Source organism: Collinsella sp. Sow4_D11, from assembly GCF_052116465.1.
GTDB lineage: Bacteria > Actinomycetota > Coriobacteriia > Coriobacteriales > Coriobacteriaceae > Collinsella.
Genome location: NZ_JBQKLA010000011.1, coordinates 40,207 through 61,145 on the forward strand (window position 1 = coordinate 40,207; position 20,939 = coordinate 61,145).

At 61.8% G+C, this 20,939-nt stretch carries 14 protein-coding genes; 10 read left to right on the forward strand and 4 right to left on the reverse strand.

Annotation, left to right across the window (positions count from 1 at the left end; translation table 11 throughout):
• Nucleotides 1-97 precede the first annotated feature (97 nt).
• A complete protein-coding gene (locus tag ACTQ40_RS06165; protein WP_441563618.1) occupies nucleotides 98-3,844 on the reverse strand; it encodes a phosphoribosylformylglycinamidine synthase in 3,747 nt (1,248 codons plus the stop codon).
• A 184-nt stretch (nucleotides 3,845-4,028) separates the two neighbouring features.
• Between ACTQ40_RS06165 and ACTQ40_RS06170 the strand changes: the two genes are divergently transcribed.
• Nucleotides 4,029-5,591 carry a cation:proton antiporter domain-containing protein gene (locus ACTQ40_RS06170; RefSeq protein ID WP_441563619.1) on the forward strand — a complete coding sequence of 521 codons (1,563 nt, stop codon included), beginning with the start codon at nucleotides 4,029-4,031 and terminating at the stop codon, nucleotides 5,589-5,591.
• Between the two features lie 289 nt (nucleotides 5,592-5,880).
• Here ACTQ40_RS06170 and ACTQ40_RS06175 read toward each other — a convergent pair whose 3' ends face one another.
• Both ACTQ40_RS06175 and ACTQ40_RS06180 read right to left on the reverse strand, forming a co-directional pair.
• Complete coding sequence (locus ACTQ40_RS06175) at nucleotides 5,881-6,630, reverse strand: SDR family NAD(P)-dependent oxidoreductase (protein WP_441033393.1); 750 nt, start codon at nucleotides 6,628-6,630, stop codon at nucleotides 5,881-5,883.
• A gap of 214 nt (nucleotides 6,631-6,844) precedes the next feature.
• The gene (locus ACTQ40_RS06180; RefSeq protein WP_154517179.1) at nucleotides 6,845-8,188 is read right to left on the reverse strand and encodes a homoserine dehydrogenase; all 1,344 of its coding nucleotides are present in this window, start codon (nucleotides 8,186-8,188) and stop codon (nucleotides 6,845-6,847) included.
• Between the two features lie 252 nt (nucleotides 8,189-8,440).
• Between ACTQ40_RS06180 and ACTQ40_RS06185 the strand changes: the two genes are divergently transcribed.
• From ACTQ40_RS06185 to ACTQ40_RS06220, 8 genes are all read left to right on the forward strand, one after another.
• Nucleotides 8,441-9,607: an ABC transporter substrate-binding protein gene (locus ACTQ40_RS06185; RefSeq protein WP_441563620.1), complete on the forward strand. Its 1,167-nt coding sequence runs from the start codon at nucleotides 8,441-8,443 to the stop codon at nucleotides 9,605-9,607.
• A gap of 269 nt (nucleotides 9,608-9,876) precedes the next feature.
• Nucleotides 9,877-11,064, forward strand: coding sequence for an ABC transporter substrate-binding protein (locus ACTQ40_RS06190; protein WP_427719715.1), 1,188 nt, complete (start codon nucleotides 9,877-9,879; stop codon nucleotides 11,062-11,064).
• A 139-nt stretch (nucleotides 11,065-11,203) separates the two neighbouring features.
• Complete coding sequence (locus ACTQ40_RS06195) at nucleotides 11,204-12,085, forward strand: branched-chain amino acid ABC transporter permease (protein WP_154517188.1); 882 nt, start codon at nucleotides 11,204-11,206, stop codon at nucleotides 12,083-12,085.
• Nucleotides 12,086-12,094: 9 nt separating this feature from the next.
• Nucleotides 12,095-13,174, forward strand: coding sequence for a branched-chain amino acid ABC transporter permease (locus ACTQ40_RS06200; RefSeq protein ID WP_441064165.1), 1,080 nt, complete (start codon nucleotides 12,095-12,097; stop codon nucleotides 13,172-13,174).
• Nucleotides 13,164-14,024, forward strand: a complete 861-nt coding sequence (locus ACTQ40_RS06205; RefSeq protein WP_427719717.1) for an ABC transporter ATP-binding protein — start codon at nucleotides 13,164-13,166, stop codon at nucleotides 14,022-14,024. Before ACTQ40_RS06200 ends, ACTQ40_RS06205 begins: the two co-directional genes overlap by 11 nt.
• The gene (locus ACTQ40_RS06210; protein ID WP_229770701.1) at nucleotides 14,025-14,738 is read left to right on the forward strand and encodes an ABC transporter ATP-binding protein; all 714 of its coding nucleotides are present in this window, start codon (nucleotides 14,025-14,027) and stop codon (nucleotides 14,736-14,738) included.
• Nucleotides 14,739-14,861: 123 nt separating this feature from the next.
• Nucleotides 14,862-15,539 (forward strand): copper homeostasis protein CutC, encoded by a 678-nt coding sequence (locus ACTQ40_RS06215; RefSeq protein WP_441563621.1) that lies wholly within the window; start codon nucleotides 14,862-14,864, stop codon nucleotides 15,537-15,539.
• A 3-nt stretch (nucleotides 15,540-15,542) separates the two neighbouring features.
• A complete protein-coding gene (locus tag ACTQ40_RS06220) occupies nucleotides 15,543-16,340 on the forward strand; it encodes a DUF4931 domain-containing protein (protein WP_427796206.1) in 798 nt (265 codons plus the stop codon).
• 30 nt (nucleotides 16,341-16,370) lie between these two features.
• On the opposite strand, the gene ACTQ40_RS06225 is transcribed toward ACTQ40_RS06220, so the two are convergent.
• The gene (locus tag ACTQ40_RS06225; protein ID WP_427794445.1) at nucleotides 16,371-17,369 is read right to left on the reverse strand and encodes a bile acid:sodium symporter family protein; all 999 of its coding nucleotides are present in this window, start codon (nucleotides 17,367-17,369) and stop codon (nucleotides 16,371-16,373) included.
• A 275-nt stretch (nucleotides 17,370-17,644) separates the two neighbouring features.
• Here ACTQ40_RS06225 and recJ point away from each other — a divergent pair, with 275 nt between their 5' ends.
• Nucleotides 17,645-20,932 (forward strand): single-stranded-DNA-specific exonuclease RecJ, encoded by a 3,288-nt coding sequence (gene recJ, locus ACTQ40_RS06230; protein WP_427796207.1) that lies wholly within the window; start codon nucleotides 17,645-17,647, stop codon nucleotides 20,930-20,932.
• The last annotated feature ends 7 nt before the right edge of the window (nucleotides 20,933-20,939 follow it).

Here is a 20,939-nt window from a genome sequence, read left to right on the forward strand (position 1 = left end):
GTCCTTCCTGTATGCGCGAAGTAAAAAAGAACCCGCCACCGGGTGTGCCGGTGGCGGGTGTTGTTACCCGAGGGGATTGTACCCGATGGGAACGTATTTAAGCGAAGTAGGCTACGCCGCTCTCAAAGATCGGCATGAACTTATCGCCGGGGACATGCTCGGGCACGTTGCGGTACAGGTTGTCGCCGCGACGCTCGGCATGGCCCATCTTGCCCAGGACGCGGCCGTCGGGGCTCGTGATGCCCTCGATGGCGAGCGCGGAGCCGTTGGGGTTGACGGAGAGATCCATGCTGGGCTTGCCATCCTCGCCCACGTACTGCGTGGCGACCTGGCCGTTGGCGATCAGCTGGGCGAGCACTTCATCGTTGGCGACAAAGCGGCCCTCGCCGTGGCTGATGGCGACGGTGTAGGGGTCGTCCAGACTGCACTGCGACAGCCACGGGGACAGGTTGGACGAGATGCGGGTGCGCACCAGACGGCTCTGATGGCGACCGATGGTGTTGAACGTCAGCGTGGGCGCATCGGGCGTGGCGTCGACGATGTCGCCGTAGGGCAACAGGCCGAGCTTGATCAGGGCCTGGAAGCCGTTGCAGATGCCCAGCATCAGGCCGTCGCGGGCCTTGAGCAGGTCGCGGACTGCCTCGGTGACCTCGGGAGCGCGGAAGAACGCCGTGATGAACTTGGCGGAGCCGTCGGGCTCGTCGCCGCCCGAGAAGCCGCCGGGAATCATGACGATCTGGCTTGCACGGATGCGGCGGGCGAGCTCGTGGGTGCTCTCGGCGACGGCCTCGGGCGTGAGGTTGTTGATCACGAAGGTGTCGGCCTCGGCGCCGGCGGCGCGGAAGGCGCGGGCGCTATCGTACTCGCAGTTGTTGCCGGGGAACACAGGGATGATCACGCGCGGGCGGGCGATCTTGGCGCCGCCGTACACGTGGATATCCTTAGCGCGGAAGTCGATGGCCTCGACCTCGGGGGTCTCGCCGGCGCTGCGGTAGGCGAAGACGCCCTCGATACCGCTCTCCCAGGCCTCCTGGAGCTCGGCGAGCTCGATGACTTCGGAGCCGGTGTCGATGACATAGCCCTCGACGGTGGTACCCAGGGGCTCGACGACAACGCCGTCGGCGACCTCGGGCAGCTCGGCGTCCTCGGCGAGCTCGACGATAAAGCTGCCGTAGAGAGGGGTGAAGAGGCTCTCCACGTCCACATCTTCGGCAAGCTCGATACCGATCTGGTTGCCGACGCACATCTTAAAGAGGCTCTCGGCGCCGCAGCCGTAGCCGGGCGTGGAGACGGCCAGGGCGTCGCCGGTAGCGGTGAGCGCCTCGACGGCGTCAAACGCGGCGAGCAGCTGCTGGGCATCGGGGCGGTAGTCCTCGCCATAGGTGGCGGGGGCGATGCGAACGACGCGGTGCGTGAGGCCCTTAAACTCGGGGGAGACGGCGCGGGCGGCACGGCCCACGGCGACAGCGAAGCTGATCAGGGTCGGCGGAACGTTGAGCTCGCCGGCCTCGTCCTCAAACGAGCCGCTCATGGAATCCTTGCCGCCGATGGCGCCGGCACCCAGGTCGACCTGGGCCATAAGGGCGCCCAGGACGGCTGCCATGGGCTTGCCCCAACGTTCGGGCTCGGTGCGCAGGCGCTCAAAGTACTCCTGGAAGGAGAGGTAGGCGCGCTTGTGCTCAAAGCCGGCGGCAACGAGCTTGGCGATGGACTCGACCACGGACAGGTAGGCGCCTGCAAACTGGTCGGCCTCCATCAGGTAGGGGTTGAAGCCCCATGCCATAGCGCTCGCCGTGGTGGTCTCGCCGTCCACGGGGAACTTGGCGACCATGGCAGAGCTCGGGGTGAGCTGCGTCTTGCCGCCAAAGGGCATGAGCACGGTAGCGGCACCGATGGTGGAGTCGAAGCGCTCGGAAAGGCCCTTGTTGGAGGCGACGTTGAGATCGGTGACAAGCGAGGTCATGCGCTCGGCAAGCGTGGTACCAGCCCAGCTGGGTTGCCACACGCTGCGGGCACACACGTGGGCGACCTGGTGCTTGGGTGCACCGTTGGAGTTGAGGAACTCGCGGGACAGATCGACGATGGCGACGCCGTTCCAGGCCATACGCATGCGCGGCTCGGCGGTAACCTCGGCGATGACGGTCGCCTCCAGGTTCTCCTCGGCGGCATAACCCATGAACTCCTCGACGTCACCGTCGGCGACGGCGCAGGCCATGCGCTCCTGGGACTCGGAGATAGCGAGCTCGGTTCCGTCCAGGCCGTCGTACTTCTTGGTCACGGTGTCCAGGTCGACATACAGGCCGTCGGCAAGCTCGCCCACGGCGACCGAGACGCCGCCGGCGCCAAAGTCGTTGCAGCGCTTGATCAGGCGGCAGGCGTCGCCGCGGCGGAACAGACGCTGCAGCTTGCGCTCGACCGGGGCGTTGCCCTTCTGGACCTCGGCACCCGAGGTTTCGATGGAATCGGTATTCTGGGTCTTGGAGGAGCCGGTGGCGCCGCCGATGCCGTCACGGCCGGTGCGGCCGCCCAGCAGGATAATCTTGTCGGTGGGGGCGGGGCACTCGCGACGCACGTGGTTTGCCGGGGTGGCGCCCACGACGGCGCCGACCTCCATGCGCTTGGCCACGTAGCCGGGGTGATAGAGTTCGTTGACCTGACCGGTGGCAAGGCCGATCTGGTTGCCGTAGCTGGAGTAGCCGGCGGCAGCGGTGGTCACGAGCTTGCGCTGCGGCAGCTTGCCCTCGAGCGTCTCGGAGACCGGGACGGTGGGGTCGCCGGCGCCGGTGACGCGCATGGCCTGGTACACATAGCTGCGGCCAGAGAGCGGGTCGCGGATGGCGCCGCCCACGCAGGTGGCGGCACCGCCGAAGGGCTCGATCTCGGTCGGGTGGTTGTGGGTCTCGTTCTTAAACAGGAACAGCCAGTCCTGGTCCTCGCCGTCGACATCGACCTTCACCTTGACGGTGCAGGCGTTGATCTCCTCGGACTCGTCGACATCGGTCATGACGCCGGTCTTCTTAAGGTACTTGGCACCGATGGTGCCCATGTCCATGAGGCAGACGGGCTTGGCGTCGCGACCGAGCTCGTGGCGCATCTCCATATAGCGGTCGAAGGCCTGCTGTACCACGGCGTCATCGATTGTCACGTCGTCCAGGACGGTACCGAAGGTGGTGTGACGGCAGTGGTCGGACCAATAGGTGTCGATCACGCGGATCTCGGTGATGGTGGGGTCGCGGTCCTCATCGCGGAAGTACTGCTGGCAGAAGGCGATGTCCGCCTCGTCCATGGCAAGGCCGCGCTCGGAGATAAAGGCGGCAAGGCCGGCCTCGTCGAGTTCGCGGAAGCCGTCGAGCACCTCGACGGGCTGGGGCTCGGGGGTCTCCATGTACAGCGTCTCGGGTAGGTCGAGCGAGGCGATGCGGGCCTCGACGGGATTCACCACGTAGTGCTTGATGGCCTCGATGGCGGCTTCGTCCAGAGCGCCCGAGATCATATAGACCTTGGCGGAGCGCACGGCGGGGCGCTCGCCCTGGCTGATGAGCTGCACGCACTCGCTGGCGGAGTCGGCGCGCTGGTCAAACTGGCCAGGCAGGAATTCGACGGCAAAGACGGCGCCATCGCTTGCGGGGAGTTCGTCGTAGGTCACATCGACCTGGGGCTCGCTAAAGACGGTCGGCACGCAGGAGCGGAAAAGCTCCTCGTCGATGCCCTCGACGTCGTAGCGGTTGATGATCCTCAGGGCCTCGATGCCCTTGATGCCGAGAATTTCGGTCAGCTCGCCCTTGAGCTGCTGAGCCTCGACGTCGAACCCGGGTTTCTTCTCCACGTAAATACGAGAGACCATTGGTTCCTGCCTTCCTGATCGGTTGGGCGTACGGTGCGGTATGCGGCAGCGGTCGGTTTGCGGGACAAGCCTCGCGGTCGCCTTGAGCCACATGTTTGTAAACGTCACTATGATACGACAGCTCATGGCGTATTGAGGACGGCGAGGGTGCTACAGTGAAGCGCAAACAAGAGAAAGGCATCACATGGCATTCGTTTCGCTCGCCATCATCGCGCTTGTGGCTTTCGCAAGCCCCTTTATCGCATCGGCGATTCCCGGAAAGCCCGTTCCCGAGACGGTCTTTTTGCTCGTGTTCGGCGCGGTGCTGGGACCTCACATGCTCGGCGTCATCCATGTAGATGCCGAGGTATCGCTTGTGTCCGAGCTCGGTCTGGCCTTTTTGTTCCTGCTTGCCGGCTTTGAGATCGACCCCAAGAACATCACGGGCGTCGAGGGACGCTACGGTATGGCGACGTGGGTCGTCACGTTTGGCATCGCCTGGCTTGCCGTGCGCTTTACCCCGTGGTTCTCGGTCAGCCATTTCGACGGTATCGCCGTGACGCTGGCGCTCACTTCGACGGCGCTCGGCACGCTCGTGCCCATCATGCGTGAGCGTTCGCTGACCGGCACGCGCGTGGGCGACTCCATCCTTGCCTATGGCACGTGGGGAGAGCTCGGTCCCGTGCTCGCCATGTCGGTGCTGCTCTCCGCTCGTACAGGTATCCAGACGCTCGTGATCCTTGGCTTGTTTGCACTGGTCTGTGTGCTGTTGGCCGTGGTTCCGAGCCGCTCCAAGCGCGTCGGCAGCCGCTTCTTTGCGTTTGTCGAGGAACGGGCCGACACGACGTCGCAGACGTTCGTGCGCCTGACGGTGCTCATCCTGGTCACACTCGTGGCATTTTCCGCCATCTTTGACCTCGACATCGTGTTGGGCTCTTTTGCCGCTGGCTTTGTCCTGCGCTATATCATCCCCGAGGGCAACCATACGCTCGAGACCAAGCTCGATGGCCTGGCCTATGGCTTTTTGATTCCGGTGTTCTTTACCGTGTCGGGCGCAAAGATTGACCTGACGGCCGTGGCGTCGCGCCCGGGTCTGCTCGTGGGCTTTATCGCGGCGTTGCTGATCATTCGCGCCGTGCCGATCCTTGTCTCTATGAGCATTTGTCCCGCGACACGTGACGTTTCGGCGTATGGCCGCATTACCGTGGCCCTGTACTGCACCACGGCCCTGCCGATCATCGTTGCCGTGACGAGTGTGGCCGTCAACGCAGGCGCGCTGTCGCAAGACGTCGCCTCGGTTATGGTAGCCGCCGGTGCCATCACGGTGTTCTTGATGCCGCTGCTCGCGCAGCTTTTCTATCGCGTGGTCGATGCCGCGCCGGCCACTGCCGTGGTGGAGGTCGCCGAGCACCCTGCCGACGCACTCGATATCCTGCGCGCTCACCACGACCTAGCGAGCCTGCTCGCGCGCGAACACGAATTGCTGACCTCGCATGGCCATGGGCGTTCGCTCGACGGCATACCTACCCTTGATTCCATTGCTGACCGCCTCTCGATCGAGGCAGCGAGCGGCCACATCGATGCCCGCATCGTGGACGCCGCTCATTTGCTGGCTGAGAAGACCTATGGCGACGAGATCGACCCGTCCAAGCTGACTCCGCGTGAGCGCCGCCGCCTGGAGCGCGCCAAGCTCGCCGTGCGCGAATACCGCCGCCGCATGCTGGAGCTCTACGCGCGCGATGAAGCCCAGGACGACGACGGCAGGTAGCCAACGCCGCCGCGAAGCGCCCTGGCCCTCTCCACCATTCTCCTACTGTATGCCATGCGGACTCCGTTCCGGACCTCAACGGTCCAACTTTTTGTCCGCAGTCCCGCGCCCAGAATGGGGCATAGTTTCCGAAAGAGGGTCCTGAAGGAAGCTGTGTCCCGTTCGGAGCTGAAATACCGGGACGCAGTTTCCCTTACAAACAGAAGAAGGCGCACTGCCTGCGGTTGATGCAGGCAGCGCGCCTTTTGCGTTGGGCCTCGTTGAGGTTCGAAGTCGTGGCTTGCGACCTTTAGGAGCGGGCGGCTCCGTCGACGGGGAGCACGGCGCCCGTGACGTAGGAGGACATGTCGCTCGCCAGGAAAACAAAGGCGTTGGCGACATCCTCGGGCTCGCCCATGCGACCCAGCGGAATGGTGGCGATGATGGGCTTGATGACCTCTTCGGGCAGGTTGGCGACCATATCGGTTTTGGTTACGCCGGGTGCGACGGCATTGACGCGAATGCCCATGGGGGCGAGCTCGCGCGAGAGCGACTGGACCATGCCGTTGACGGCAAACTTGGACGTGGGGTAACCGACGCCGGAGGGCTGACCGTACTTGGCGACCATCGAGCTCGTGGTGGTGATGGTGCCGCCGTGGCCGGCCTCGGTCATAATCTTGGCGGCCGCCTGGTGACCGTTAAAGACGGCGACGACGTTGAGGTCCATGACTTTGGCGAACTCCTCGGCCGTGTAGTCCAAAAGCGGCGAGCGCTGGGAGATGCCGGCGTTGTTGACGACCGTGTCCAAGCCGCCCATGTCGGTTGCAGCCTGGGTAAAAGCCTCGGTCACGGCCTCGAGTGAGGTGAGGTCGCAGGAGCGGCCCCAGACCTTGGCGTCGGGATAGGCGGCCGCCAGCTTCTCAACGGCCGCGTCGGCAGTCTCCTGGCGCGAGCCAAAGACGGTGACTGCGGCACCCTCTTCGATAAAACGGCAGGCGATGGCATAGCCGATACCGCGCGTGCCTCCGGTGACGATTGCTTTCTTGCCCTCGAGCAACATAGTGTTTCCTCTCATCGCGGGCGGACATTCTCAGCACAGCGTAGCGGTAGCCGGAATCGACCGCGTTTGCATATCGGTGAACGGTGGCGCGCGTTACCGATGAGCGGCTCGCGCAAATGTGCTCTGCCGTTGTGCTTAGGGCAGGAGGCAAAAGGGCTCCCGTCCTACATCGGACGGGAGCCCTCAAAGCGCGTATTGCTAGGCGAGCGTTGGGTTAGTTGGCCATGACGCCTTCGGTCCAGGCCTCGACGTTCTCGATGCGCAGGACGTTGGCGACCTCGGCCACGCAGTCGACGCTGGCAAGCTCGGCGGCGGCAGCCTGGACGTCCTTCTCGAGCGCGCGGTGCGTCAGGAAGATGACCGAGCAGGCATCGCTGACGCCCGACTTGCCGTCCTCGACCTGGTTGATGAGCGAGATCGAGATGTTGTGCTTGGCAAAGATATCGACCGTCTCGGACAGGGCGCCCACGCGGTCGGCGACCTTCAGGCGCACATAGTACTTGGTCTGGAGCTCGTCCATGGGCTTAAAGGCGAGGTTGTGGCCATAGGGCTCAATCTCGGGCAGCGGAGCCACGCCGCGGCTGATCTGCTCGGAGAGCGACAGGATATCGCCCACGACGGCGCTCGCGGTGGGGAAGGAGCCTGCGCCGGCACCGTAGAACATGGTCTCGCCCACGGCGTCGCCTACCACGTAGACGGCGTTCATGGCGCCGTTGACCTTGGCGAGCATGTGGTCGGCGGGGATCAGCGTGGGATGCACGCGGACGTCGACGCCGGCCTCGGTGTTGCGGGCGATGCCGAGCAGCTTAATGGTGTAGCCGAGCTCGCGGGCCTGGGCGATGTCCTCGGCGCCGATGGTGCGGATACCCTGCTGGTACACATCATCGGTGGTAACGCGGGTGCCAAAGCCGATGGAGGCGAGGATGGCCGTCTTGCTGGCGGCGTCGAAGCCGTCGACGTCGGCGGACGGGTCGGCCTCGGCGTAGCCTTTGGCCTGCGCGTCGGCGAGCACGTCGGCATAATCGGCGCCCTCGGCGTCCATGCGCGACAGGATGTAGTTGGTGGTGCCGTTGAGGATGCCGGCGATGGTCAGGATCTTGTTGCCCACCAGGTCGTGCTCGAGCGTGCTCACGATGGGGATGCCGCCGCCGCAGCTGGCCTCGCACTTAATCTGCACGCCGCACGCGCGCGCCTTCTCGGCAAGCGTCTCGACGTGGCGGCCCAACAGGGCCTTGTTGGCAGAGACGACGTGCTTGCCGTGCTCAAAGGCCGTGGTGAAGATCTCCGTCGCGGGATGCTCGCCGCCGATCAGCTCGACGACGATATCGACGGCGGGGTCGGTAACGACGTCATGCCAGTCACTCGTAAAGGCCTCGCGCTCAATACCGGCTGCCTCGGCCTGCTCCCAGGCAAGCGCGCAGGCGCGGGTCAGCTTAAGGTCGATGCCGTAGGCGGCCAGGTACTCATCGTGGTGGCTCTTGATCAGACGGGCCACGCCGCCGCCGACGGTTCCCAGACCGATCAGACCGACGTTCACGGTGCGTAGGGGTTCGCTCATAGATAGCTCCTTCGTGCATCTTATAGATTGATTGATCAAGTAATGTTGAGTGCATTCTAGCGTGAACCGAGAGCGCGCGCTCGCCAGGCAACAGGAGTCGCACAAAACGGCACCCCCGAAACGCTGCGGAAACATTGGAAACATGCTCGCTACAAACGAACTTCCGTAACAAACTGTCAACGTTTGCGCCATAAGGTTTGCCCCGTACCGCAAGACGGCCGCACCGCGGCCAGCGAAAAAAAGGGGGACACCATGTTCAACATCAACAGCACGCTCAGCCGTAGGAACTTTCTCGCCGGCGCCGCGGCGCTCGGCAGCGCTGCCGCACTCGCTGGTTGCTCGTCGGGTGGCTCGGACGGCGGCTCCGCCGATGGCGGTAAGACCTTCAAGATCGGTGTCATCGGCCCTCTGACCGGCGCCGCGGCAACCTATGGCGTTTCGGCCGAGAAAGGTGCCAAGCTCGCCGCCAAGGATTTCTCGACCAAGGAACTCAAACTCTCGCTTAAGTCCGAAGATGACGTTGCCGACGGCGAGAAGGCCATCAACGCCTTCAATACCTTGTGCGACTGGGGCATGCAGGCGCTCGTCGGCCCCGTCACGACTGGTGCCGCCGTCGCCGTCTCGGGCGAGATCGCCGACGATATGCTCATGGTCACGCCTTCGGCCTCGTCGCTCGACGTCACCAAGGATAAGACCACGGTCTTTCAGGTTTGCTTCACCGATCCCACCATGGGCGCCAGCGCCGCGAAGTTCCTGGCCGAGAAGTATGCAGACGCCAAGATCGCCCTGTTCTACAACTCCGGCGATACGTATAGCTCGGGCGTTGCCGACGCTTTTGCCGAGCAGGCCAAGGCGTCCAAGCTCGATATCGTCGATACCGAGACCTTTAAGGACGACTCTTCCACGAGCTTTACCAACCAGCTCACCAAGGCCAAGGAGGCCGGCGCCACGCTTATCTTTGCCCCGATCTATTACACGCCGGCGTCCGTCCTGCTCAAGAACGCCAAGGACATGGGCTACGAAATGACCCTCATGGGCACCGACGGCATGGACGGCCTGCTCTCCGTTGAGGGCTTCGACACCTCTCTTGCCGAGGGCGTGCTGCTCATGACCCCGTTCTCTGCCGACGATGAGAAGAACGCCGACTTCGTCAAGGCATATAAGGACGCCTACAACGAGACGCCCAACCAGTTTGCCGCCGATGCTTATGACTGCATCCACGCGATTGTCGAGGCAATCGATGAGGCGGACATCGACATTACGGTCGACGGCGCCGACATTGCCGGCGACCTTGCCAAGGCTATGCGCAAGATCAAGATTGAGGGCCTGACAGGCGAGCTCACGTGGAACGACGAGGGCCAAGTCGAGAAGCCCGCTACGGCCTATGTGATTCAGGACGGCAAGTACATCGCCGCCTAAGTGCATATAACGAGACCGGTGGGGCCATGTTATTCAGGGCAGGAAAGCTTGTAACAGAACGGAAACATTTCTTTCACACAATAAAGTCGCTAAACTGTATAAACCGAAAGAAATACGCATAATTATGGATAAATGGACAAGGCAAAAGAAAAGTTGAAATAATCGCCACTTTTCTCAACTAAAGCGTCTACTATTTTGCGAACGCCGAAGACGGCGGAGGATGGCCTGTCGGGTAACCGAAACCCGACGAGATTTGAGAGGAGAGCCGCATGTCGAGCCTCACCGGTAAGTCATTGAACCCTGTTATGAATCGCAGGAGCGTTATCGCGAGCGCAGCAGGTCTGGGGGCGATGTCCATTCTAGCTGGCTGCTCCTCCAACGGCGGCGACAGCGGTTCCGCTTCGAGCGACGCTTCGTTTAAGATCGGCACCATTGGCCCGCTGACCGGTGCCGCCGCGTCTTACGGCAAGTCCGTTACCCAGGGCGTCGAGCTTGGCTGCAAGGACTTCTCCACCAAGGAGCTGCCGCTTGCCAGCAAGGCCGAGGACGACCAGGCCGACGGCGAGAAGGCCGTCAACGCCTTTAATAACCTGCTCGACTGGGGCATGCAGGCCCTCGTCGGCCCGACCACCACGGGTGCGTCGGTTGCCGTTGCCGCAGAGTGCAGCAACGACCCCAAGACATTCATGATCACCCCGTCCGCGTCCTCCGAGGACGTCACCGACGGAAAGGATTGCGTCTTCCAGGTTTGCTTTACCGACCCCAACCAGGGCGTCAACGCTGCCAAGTTCCTGGCAGAGAAGTATGCGGACGAGAAGTTCGTGCTGTTCTATAACTCCGGCGACGCTTATTCTTCGGGCATTGCAGATTCCTTTAAGGCTCAGGCCGCTGAGTCTAAGCTCGAGATTGTTGACGAGGAGACCTTTAAGGACGACTCCGCTACGAGCTTTACCAACCAGCTGACCAAGGCCAAGCAGGCCGGCGCCACCATGATCTTTGCGCCGATCTACTACACGCCGGCGTCCGTCCTGCTCAAGAACGCCAAGGACATGGGCTACGACGTCAAGATGATGGGCTGCGACGGCATGGACGGCATCCTGGGCGTCGAGGGCTTCGACACCTCTCTTGCCGAGGGCCTGCTGCTCATGACCCCGTTCTCCGCCGACGACGAGAAGAACGCCGACTTCGTCAACGCTTACAAGGATAAGTACGGCGATACCCCCGACCAGTTTGCCGCCGATGCCTACGACGGCGTGCACGCGGTGGCCGAGGCCCTCAAGGAGGCCGGTCTTGGTGTCGACGCCGACCCGACCGAGGTCGCCGAGAAGCTGCCCAAGGCTATGCTCAAGATTACCGTTGACGGTCTGACCGGCAAGCTCTCCTGGAACGACAAGGGCCAGGTCCAGAAGGATCCTACGGCGTATGTCATCACCGACGGCAAGTACGTACTGGCCTAATAGGCCGCCTTACATAGAGCGGTTTTGATCCCAAGCAGGGGAGGTTTTCGCCTTCCCTGCTTGCTTGGTATCTGGGGACAACGTAACGTCCCTGTTTCATACATCAACTGGAAACCTATTCGAAAGGGGGATGTGGAACATGACGGTCTTTATCCAATACCTGGTCAACGGCCTGTCCATGGGCAGCGTCTACGCCATCATCGCGTTGGGCTACACCATGGTCTACGGTATCGCTAAGATGCTCAACTTCGCTCACGGCGATGTCATCATGGTCGGTGCCTATGTCTCGTTCTGCGCCACGTCGTATCTCGGCCTCCCGGGCTGGGCATCTGTAGTTCTCTCTTGTGTGGTCTGCACGGTTCTCGGTGTTCTCATTGAGGGTCTGGCCTATAGGCCGCTGCGCCAAGCAGGCCCGCTGGCCGTTCTGATCACGGCCATCGGTGTGTCCTACTTCCTGCAGAATGCCGCGCAGCTTCTGTGGGGCGCCACGCCCAAGAACTTCACTTCGCTCGTCACCTTCCCGGTGCCGGAGTTCTTGGCCAAGTTCAACGTAAGTGCCGTCTCGCTCGTCACCATCGTCGCCTGCCTGGTTATCATGGCCGGTCTGATGATCTTTACAGGTAAGACCAAGATGGGCAAGGCCATGCGCGCCGTGTCCGAGGACAAGGCCGCCGCTCAGCTCATGGGCATCAACGTCAACCGCACCATCTCGATGACGTTCGCCATCGGCTCCGCCCTTGCCGCCATCGCCGGTGTGCTCCTGTGCTCCTACTCGCCGGTTCTGCAGCCCACCACGGGCGCCATGCCTGGCATCAAGGCCTTCGACGCTGCCGTTTTCGGCGGCATCGGCTCCATCCCCGGTGCCTTTGTCGGCGGCATTCTCATCGGCATCATCGAGGCGATGGCGCAGGCTTACATTTCCACGAGCCTTGCCAACTCCATCGTCTTTGGCGTTTTGATCATCGTCCTGCTCGTCAAGCCTGCCGGCCTCTTGGGCAAGTACGTACCCGAGAAGGTGTAGGTGAGCGTTATGAAGTTTCTTACAGACAAGCAGACGCGTCACGACTTTGTCACGTACGCCATGTGCGTTGTGGCGTTCGCCATCGTGTTCTTTATGCAGTCTAACCACATGATTCCGCGCATGATTGTCGGTCAGCTGGTTCCCATCACGGCCTATATCGTCATGGCCATCTCGCTCAACCTCGTCGTCGGCATCGCGGGCGACTTGTCGCTGGGCCACGCGGGTTTTATGAGCGTCGGCGCCTATACGGGAATCGTCACCGCCGTCGCGCTGGAGAGCGCCATTCCGTCTGACCCGGTGCGCCTGATCATCAGCATTGTGGTCGGCGCTATCGCCGCTGCCATTCTGGGCTTCCTGATCGGTATTCCGGTTCTTCGCCTGAGCGGTGACTACCTGGCCATCGTAACCTTGGCCTTTGGCGAGATTATCAAAGAGATCGTTACCTGCCTCATTGTGGGCGTCGATTCCCGCGGCCTGCACGTGATCTTTAACATCACGGGCAATTCCACGATCGACGACCTACACCTGCTCGAAGACGGCACCGCTATCATCAAGGGTGCCCAGGGCGCATCTGGTGTTTCGACCTACTCGACGTTCCTTGCTGGCGCCATCCTGGTTATGGTTGCGCTCGTGATTGTGCTCAACTTGGTCCGCAGCCGCACCGGTCGTGCCATCATGGCCGTGCGCGATAACAAGATCGCTGCCGAGTCCGTGGGTATCTCCGTCACCCAGTACCGCATGATCGCCTTCGTGGTTTCCGCCGCTCTCGCCGGTGCTGCCGGAGCCCTCTTCGGCGGTAACTTCTCGCAGCTCTCCGCCACTAAGTTCGACTTCAACACGTCGATTCTCATTCTGGTGTTCGTGGTCCTGGGCGGTCTGGGCAACATGCGCGGTTCCGTCATCGCGGCGGCGCTGCTCACGGTGCTCCCCGAGCTGCTCCGTCAGTTCTCGGACTACCGCATGCTCATCTACGCCATCGTGTTGATTCTGGTCATGGTCTTTACTAACAACCCGCAGCTCAAGGCGTTCTTCGCGCGCATTAAGGACCGCTTTGCTTCCAAGAAGGAGGTGGCAACCGATGCCCAGTAAGTTTGAGTTCAACAAGGGCAAGATGGTCCCGTATCCTTCTGGCGCCATCGTTCCTGACCGCGACCTGGGCGAGCGCCCGGCGCTCGAGTGCATCCACCTGGGCATTGAGTTCGGCGGCCTCAAGGCGGTCGACGACTTTAGCCTGACCATCGGTAAGACCGAGATCGCCGGTCTCATCGGCCCCAACGGAGCCGGCAAGACCACGGTCTTCAACCTGCTCACCAAGGTGTACCAGCCCACGCACGGCACCATCCTGCTCGACGGTGAGGACACCTCGGGCAAGTCCGTCTACCAGGTCAACCGCATGGGTATCGCTCGTACCTTCCAAAACATCCGCCTGTTCAACACCATGACGGTGGAGGACAACGTAAAGGTCGGCCTGCACAACCAGGAGCGCTACTCCGGCTTTGAGGGCGTGCTGCGCCTGCCGACGTATTGGAAGCACGAGAAGGCCGCCCATGAGCGCGCCATGGAGCTTCTGTCCATCTTTGATATGGAACATCTGGCAAACGAGCAGGCCGGCTCGCTACCTTACGGCGCTCAGCGTCGTTTGGAGATCGTCCGCGCGCTTGCCACCAATCCCAAGCTACTACTGCTCGACGAGCCTGCCGCCGGCATGAACCCGTCCGAGACTGCGGAGCTCATGGCGAACATCGTCAAGATTCGCGACACCTTTGGCATTGCCATCATGCTCATCGAGCACGACATGTCGCTCGTTATGAATATTTGCGAGGGTATCTGCGTGCTTAACTTTGGCAAGGTCATCGCCAAGGGCACGGCCGAGGAAATCCAGAACAACGAAGCCGTTATTGAGGCTTATCTGGGCAAGCAGGATAAGGGGGAGAACTAAATGGCAGAGCCGATGCTTTCCGTCTACAACATCAACGTCTGGTACGGCGCCATCCACGCCATTAAGGACATCTCCTTTAACGTTAACGAGGGCGAGATCGTTGCCCTGATTGGCGCGAACGGCGCCGGCAAGTCCACGACGCTCAAGACTGTCTCGGGCCTGCTGCGCTCCAAGACCGGCTCCATCAAGTTTATGGGCGAGGACATTATCCATACGCCCGCCGACAAGCTGGTTGGCAAGGGCCTGTCTCAGGTACCCGAGGGGCGTCGTGCCTTTTTGCAGATGACGGTCGAGGAGAACCTGGAGATGGGTGCCTATACACAGCCCAAGTCCACGGTTGCCCCGGGCCTCGAACGTGTTTACGAGCAGTTCCCGCGCCTGAAGGAACGCCGTCGCCAGGTGGCCGGCACCCTTTCGGGCGGCGAGCAGCAGATGCTCGTTATGGGTCGTGCCCTTATGAGTAACCCCAAGCTGCTCATGCTCGACGAACCCTCCATGGGTCTGGCGCCGATCCTGATCGAGCAGATCTTCCAGATTGTCGAGGATTTGCACAAGGCCGGCACCACGGTGCTCCTGGTCGAGCAGAACGCGCAGATGGCGCTTTCCATCGCCACACGCGGCTACGTGCTCGAGACCGGCAAGATCACCATGACCGGCACCGGCCAAGAGCTGCTGCACGACGACAACGTCCGTAAAGCTTATCTTGGTGGTTAATCCATCCAGTAATAGGGGCGCTGACCAACTCGGTTAGCGCCCCTTTTGAAATGATCCGTTGGCTTGGTATTTAAAGTGCGACAATGCCGTGTGGAAATAGAAGTGTCATCTGGGGGTCCATCTATGCTGTACGAGTTTTGTGCCGAGAACTTTGAGCGGGTGCCGGCGGCCATTGCGGCCGGTGCGGGACGCATTGAGCTGTGCGACAACCTTGCGGTTGGAGGCACCACGCCCTCGGCCGGCGTTATCAGCGCTACGACCAGCTATGCTCGCGAGCACGATGCACGGGTGATGTGCATGATCCGTCCGCGTGGCGGCGACTTTCACTACAACCAGGACGAGCTGCGCATGATGGAGATGGACTTGGGCCTTGCCGTAAGTGCCGGCGTCGATGGCTTGGTCTTTGGCTGCTGCAAGCCTTGTGCCGGCGGATGGGCACTCGATGAACTTGCGTTGGGCGCCCTCGTGATGGCTGCGGGCTGCGCGACCGAGGAGTGCAAGCGCGAGCCCATCGACATTACCTTTCACATGGCGTTTGACCAGCTCTCGCCCGAGGCTCAGCTCGACGCGATTGACACGCTCGCCGACTGCGGCATAACGCGCATCCTGACGCATGGCGGTGCCGCCGGCACGCCGATTGAGGAAAACCTGGAGCATCTGTCCCACCTTATCGACTACGCGGACGATCGCCTGACCATCCTTCCCGGCGGCGGCATTTCCGCGGTCAACCGCGATACCGTGGCTGCGGCACTGGGCGTCTCCGAGCTCCATGGCACCAAGATCGTGCCGCTGGAGGTATAACCCGTGCCCCTGGTATTTGACGTTCAGCAGGCGAGCGGGAAGCCCGACGACAACCGGCGCCCTGGCACCGCGTGCCCCTTTTGCGATACCGAGGAACTCGCCAATATCATCCGGCGCGACGGTGACTGTATCTGGCTCGAGAATAAGTTCAAGACCCTGCGCGCCACCCGTCAAACCGTGCTGATCGAGTCGGCCGACCATGACGCAGACCTGGTGACCTATGCGCCGGACGAGCTGCATCATGTGATGCGGTTTGCCCTGGGTTGCTGGCAGCAGATGATCGATTCACGGCAGTATCGAAGCGTGCTCATGTACAAGAACAAGGGTCCGCTCTCGGGCGGTAGTCTCGTTCATCCGCATATGCAGATTGTGGGTTTGGAGCAGGAAGATGGCTATGCTTCGCTGACTTCCGCCAATTTCGAAGGCATCAATGTCTGGCAACAGGGGAGAATTGCGGTCAACATCTCAACCGAACCGATTATGGGGTTCTTTGAGGTCAACGTTTCAGCTCCGCGGGGAATCGCCGCCAGCGATGACACGCGGGACCAAGCCGAGGCGGATCTCTTCGCCGATGCGATCCAGGTAGCTCTGCGTTATATCCTAAACGAGCACCACGGTGGCCGTGCAGAGTCGTACAACTTGTTCTTCTATCACCTGGGCGGTCGGACCATTGCCAAGGCGCTGCCGCGTTGGGTGGTTTCGCCCTACTTTGTCGGCTATCGTTTGGCCCAGGTCAATGCCGAGACGACGCTCGATATCGATGCTGAGCGCCTGCGCGCGCATCTGGAAACGCTCGTATAGCAAGACTAACACCCGCGTAATGCGGACAGCCTAGCGTGCCATGGCGTCGCGGCCGGCCTCGACGCGCTTGCGCTGGGCAGCGCGCTCCTCGCCGGTTAGACGCTCAAAGAGATGCCCGATAAGCGAGGCAAGTACCTGCTGAAACAGCGTTCCGCACATGACGGGAAATACGACTTCGCCCGGAAAGTATTGCGTGGCGATGACGGCGCCCGAAGAGATGTTGCGCATGCCGCAGGTAAAGCACATGGTAGTCGTTTCGCTATACGGCAGATGCAGTGCGCGGGCGACCAGAATACCGACGACAAAGCCGCTGATGGCGAAGATCAAAATAAAGAGGGCGACTTCCAAGCGCACCGCGTTCATGTGCAGCACGTACTCGCTCATGGCGGTGGAGTTCGACGCGATAACACCCATCATCATGAACTTGCAGGCGGGCGAGAGCGCGGGGGAGAGCTTCTCGTGTCCCCATCCGCGCGTGAGTTCGTTAATCACGATGCCGAGCAGGGCGGGGATAGCGATCATGAAGGCCATGTTCTGCATCATGCCCGGCACGTCGATCGAGACGGTGGCGCCCAGCAAGAGCTTAAGCGTGAGCGGAATCGTAACGGGTGAGATAACCGAGGACGTCAGGATGATGGTGAGCGCGAGCGGGCCGTTGCCGCCGAACATGCTAATCCACATAAAGGCAGTGACTGCCACAGGTACGCTGTACTCGAGCACGATACCGCAGACTAGGTTGGGGTTGGAGCCAAAGAACAGCGACCCCATGGCATAGGCTGTTATGGGAATAAGCACCGCCGAGACCAGCAGCGCCAAAATCAGGTGCAGCGGACGGCGGAATACTTCGGCTACCTGATGGAAGGTGTTGCTGAGGGCACCTTGGAACGTCATAAAGGCAAACAGGGTGGGGACGATGGGCTTGAGTACGCCGATCTGCTGGGGAAAGAGCACGCCAAGCGTCACGCAAATCGGAACGATGATCTGCATATGCCCCGCGAGGAACTTACCCAGTCCAACCCATTGCTTCATATGCGCTTGTGACTCCCTTTGCTCGTGAATCCGTTTTGAATGGATATGCTAGACGCTCGCATGCGTCTGTGTGGCTGAAACGCCCGATTATTTCGAGGCTATTACCGCCCTCGTTTATCGAAACCACGGCGTGCTGGACGTTGTGCGTCCGCGCCGCACGGTATAATAAATCCGTTCAACAGATCTGCCTGCCGAAGCGGGTATACACAGAGGACTCATCGCTATGAACCGTGAGAGGTATCGCGGCGACCTGCCCCTATCGGGGGTGGGCGCCTATGTCATCGCTTAAGACAACGCATCGCTGGGCGGTCGCTCAGCAAAACCCCGAGCTCGAAAAGGAGCTTTCGGCTGGCCTGGGCATACCCGGGCTGGTGGCGCGCATTATGGTTGCGCACGGCATTACATCCATCGAGGAAGGTCAGCTTTTTCTGACGCCTTCGCTCGATCGCGACTGGGCGGACCCGCTCGTTATTCCGGGTATGGCGGTCGTCGTCGACCGCGTTGAGCGTGCTATTCGCAGCCACGAGCGCATCGCCGTCTTTGGCGATTTTGACGTCGACGGCATTACGTCGACTTGTCTGTTGACCGAGGCGCTGCGTTCGTTTGGCGCCAACGTCACGCCGTTTATTCCGCATCGTTTTGACGAGGGCTACGGCCTGTCGCGTGCGGCGCTCGACCGCGTTAACGAGCTCGCTCGCCCCCAGCTGATCGTGACCGTCGATAACGGCATTGCCGCCAAGGAAGAGGCCTCCTATCTGGAGAGCCTGGGGATCGATTTGGTGGTCACGGACCATCACGAGCCGTCCGACCAGGTGCCGCAGGGCGTGCCCCTGACCGACCCCAAGCTCGAGGACAAGGGTCCCTCGCGCGAGCTTGCCGGTGCCGGCGTGGCACTCAAGCTGGTGCAGGTCCTGGGCGAGCGTTTGGGCAAGCCGTCGTATTGGCGTTCGCTGATAGAGGTCGCGGCGCTGGGCACCGTGTCCGACATGATGCCGCTTACGCCCGAGAATCGCGCACTGGTCGCCGAGGGCATCCAGCAGATGCGCGTGACGGCCCGTCCCGGCTATATCGCGCTTGCCGCACTTGCCAAGGCCGATCTTTCTACCATTACGGCCGACGGCCTGTCGTTTTCGCTCATCCCCCGTCTGAATGCTGCCGGCCGCATGGCCGATCCCAAGCTGGCGCTCGACCTGCTGCTTGCCCGCGACCCCATCGAAGCGAGCGCGCTTGCCGCCGAGCTCGAGGAAATCAATCGCCAACGCCGCGAGATCGAGGCCGAGCTTACGCGCGATGCCATGGCGAAGGTCGAGGAGACTTATGACGGCGGGCGCGCAATCGTCGTGGGCGGCGAGGGCTGGCACGAGGGCGTCAAGGGCATCGTGGCGAGCCGCTTGACCAATCGCTATCACGTGCCGGCGCTGCTCTTCTCGATCGAGGATGGCGTTGCGCGCGGATCGGGCCGCTCGGTGGGCAAGATCAACCTGTTCGACGCCGTCGAGCGTTGCTCCGACCTGCTGATTCGTCGCGGCGGGCATGCCGGTGCGGTGGGTGTGACCATCGAGGCATCCAAGCTCGATGAGTTCCGCCGTCGCCTTTCGGCCGTGCTATCGGAGCTTCCCGCCGAGGACTTTGAGGACACTGACGAGGTTGCCGCCACCGTTGATCTCTCCGAGCTAAATATCGAGACCATCGAGCAAATTTCCCGTCTTGAGCCGTTTGGCCAGGGCAATAAGGTGCCGCTTCTGGCCGCCGAGGGCGTGACGATGTGCGATCGCGCCGTGGTGGGCAAAACCGGCGAGCACATGCGCTTTGTGGCGACCGATGGTGCCGCGAGTGTGCCGGCCATCATGTTCCGCGTGCCGCAGATCGATAGGCTCATCAATTGCGACAGCGCCGTCGACTTGGTGTTCGAGGCCGTGGCCGAGCATTGGCAGGGACGCGTGAAGCCCAAGCTCATGATCAAAGATGTCTTGGTGCGCGATACCGCGGCGCCCAATATCGACGATCCGGCATGTGAGCTTCGCCGCGGCGTGCAACCGGCGGATTCTGGTCTGCGCCTGGAGTCGCGTAAACGCGAGACGCTCGCCCAGCTTTCTTATACCGAGCTCACGCGCTCGCTTATCCATAGCTTTATCGGCTCGAACCAGCCGCATCGCGCGCAGGTCGAGGCACTCGACGCGCTTGCCGACCATCAGAGCGTTTTGGCCGTTATGGGGACGGGGCGTGGCAAGTCTCTGATTTTCCACGTGCATGCCGCGCGCGAGGCGGTTCTTCGCGGGCGTGCGAGTATTTTTGTCTATCCTCTCCGTTCGCTCGTTGCCGATCAGGCCTATCACCTTTCCTCGACGATGGCCGCGCTCGGCATTGGTGTCGGTGTGCTGACTGGCGAGACCGTGGAGGCCGTACGCGATGACGTGTTCGCCGGCCTTGCTTCGGGTCGCACCGGTATCGTTCTCACGACGCCCGAGTTCTTGTCTATCCACCGCGATCGATTTGCGCGTTCTGGACGTATTGGCTTCGTTGTTATCGATGAGGCGCACCATGCCGGTCTTGCTAAGGGTGGTGACCGGAGTGCATACCTCGATATGCCCGATATTCTTAAAGCCCTGGGCGACCCCGTTGTCATGGCGGCAACGGCTACCGCGACGGCTCCAGTTGTGGCAGAGCTTGCTCGCGTATTGCCGATTACCAGCACGGTGGTCGACGAGACCGTTCGCGAGAACCTACAACTCGAGGACGATCGTGACCTTGCGAGCCGTGAAAATCGCCTGGTTTCGATCGTTGCGACGGGGGAGAAGACCGTCATCTACGTGAACTCGCGCGACCAGTCCGTGGCGCTTGCCAAGACGTTGCGCAAACGTGTGCCCGACTGCGCGACCCATATCGCGTTCTATAACGCCGGGCTTGCGCGTTCCGATCGCCGACGCGTCGAGGAGGCGTTTCGAGATGGCAGCCTGAGCTGCATCGTTTCAACCTCGGCCTTCGGTGAGGGCGTCAACCTGCCCGATATCCGCCATGTCGTGCTCTACCACATGCCGTTTGGCGCGATTGAGTTTAACCAGATGAGTGGCCGTGCCGGCCGCGATGGGCAGCCTGCCGTGATTCACCTGCTCTATTCGTCTCGTGACGCTCGTATTAATGAGCGCCTGCTCGATTGTTACGCGCCCGAGCGCGATGAGCTTGTCACGCTCTATCGGGCGCTGCAGACCATGTGGCGCTCCAATCGTGGCAAGACGGGGGACGATTCATTCTGCGCAAGCGATATCGATATTGCGCAGATGTGCCTTGCAATCGACGCGCGCACGCCGGTCGATGAGCGTTCGGTGGCAAGCGGCTTGGGAATCTTCGAAGAGCTCGGTTTCTGTCACGTTTCGGGGTTTGACGATACCCGTCGCATCGCGATGACCGAAAACCCCGGGCGCGTGCAGTTGAGCAGGTCGATCCGCTATTTGGAGGGCTTGCGCTCGCGCATGGAGTTCTCGGCTTTCCGGAGTTGGGCACTCGATTCGTGCGCTTCTGATATGCTTACCAAAATTAACCGCCCGATCGTACCGCGGGCCTAGGGAAGGG

Excerpts from the sequence above, each read along its gene's own strand:
- ACTQ40_RS06185 (WP_441563620.1), top strand. The coding sequence starts at position 8,441 with ATGTTCAACATCAACAGCACGCTCAGCCGTAGGAACTTTCTCGCCGGC.
- ACTQ40_RS06195 (WP_154517188.1), top strand. The coding sequence starts at position 11,204 with ATGACGGTCTTTATCCAATACCTGGTCAACGGCCTGTCCATGGGCAGC.
- ACTQ40_RS06225 (WP_427794445.1), bottom strand. The coding sequence starts at position 17,369 with ATGAAGCAATGGGTTGGACTGGGTAAGTTCCTCGCGGGGCATATGCAG.
- ACTQ40_RS06175 (WP_441033393.1), bottom strand. The coding sequence starts at position 6,630 with ATGTTGCTCGAGGGCAAGAAAGCAATCGTCACCGGAGGCACGCGCGGT.
- ACTQ40_RS06215 (WP_441563621.1), top strand. The coding sequence starts at position 14,862 with ATGCTGTACGAGTTTTGTGCCGAGAACTTTGAGCGGGTGCCGGCGGCC.
- ACTQ40_RS06180 (WP_154517179.1), bottom strand. The coding sequence starts at position 8,188 with ATGAGCGAACCCCTACGCACCGTGAACGTCGGTCTGATCGGTCTGGGA.
- ACTQ40_RS06165 (WP_441563618.1), bottom strand. The coding sequence starts at position 3,844 with ATGGTCTCTCGTATTTACGTGGAGAAGAAACCCGGGTTCGACGTCGAG.
- ACTQ40_RS06210 (WP_229770701.1), top strand. The coding sequence starts at position 14,025 with ATGGCAGAGCCGATGCTTTCCGTCTACAACATCAACGTCTGGTACGGC.
- ACTQ40_RS06190 (WP_427719715.1), top strand. The coding sequence starts at position 9,877 with ATGTCGAGCCTCACCGGTAAGTCATTGAACCCTGTTATGAATCGCAGG.
- ACTQ40_RS06170 (WP_441563619.1), top strand. The coding sequence starts at position 4,029 with ATGGCATTCGTTTCGCTCGCCATCATCGCGCTTGTGGCTTTCGCAAGC.
- recJ (WP_427796207.1), top strand. The coding sequence starts at position 17,645 with ATGTCATCGCTTAAGACAACGCATCGCTGGGCGGTCGCTCAGCAAAAC.
- ACTQ40_RS06205 (WP_427719717.1), top strand. The coding sequence starts at position 13,164 with ATGCCCAGTAAGTTTGAGTTCAACAAGGGCAAGATGGTCCCGTATCCT.
- ACTQ40_RS06200 (WP_441064165.1), top strand. The coding sequence starts at position 12,095 with ATGAAGTTTCTTACAGACAAGCAGACGCGTCACGACTTTGTCACGTAC.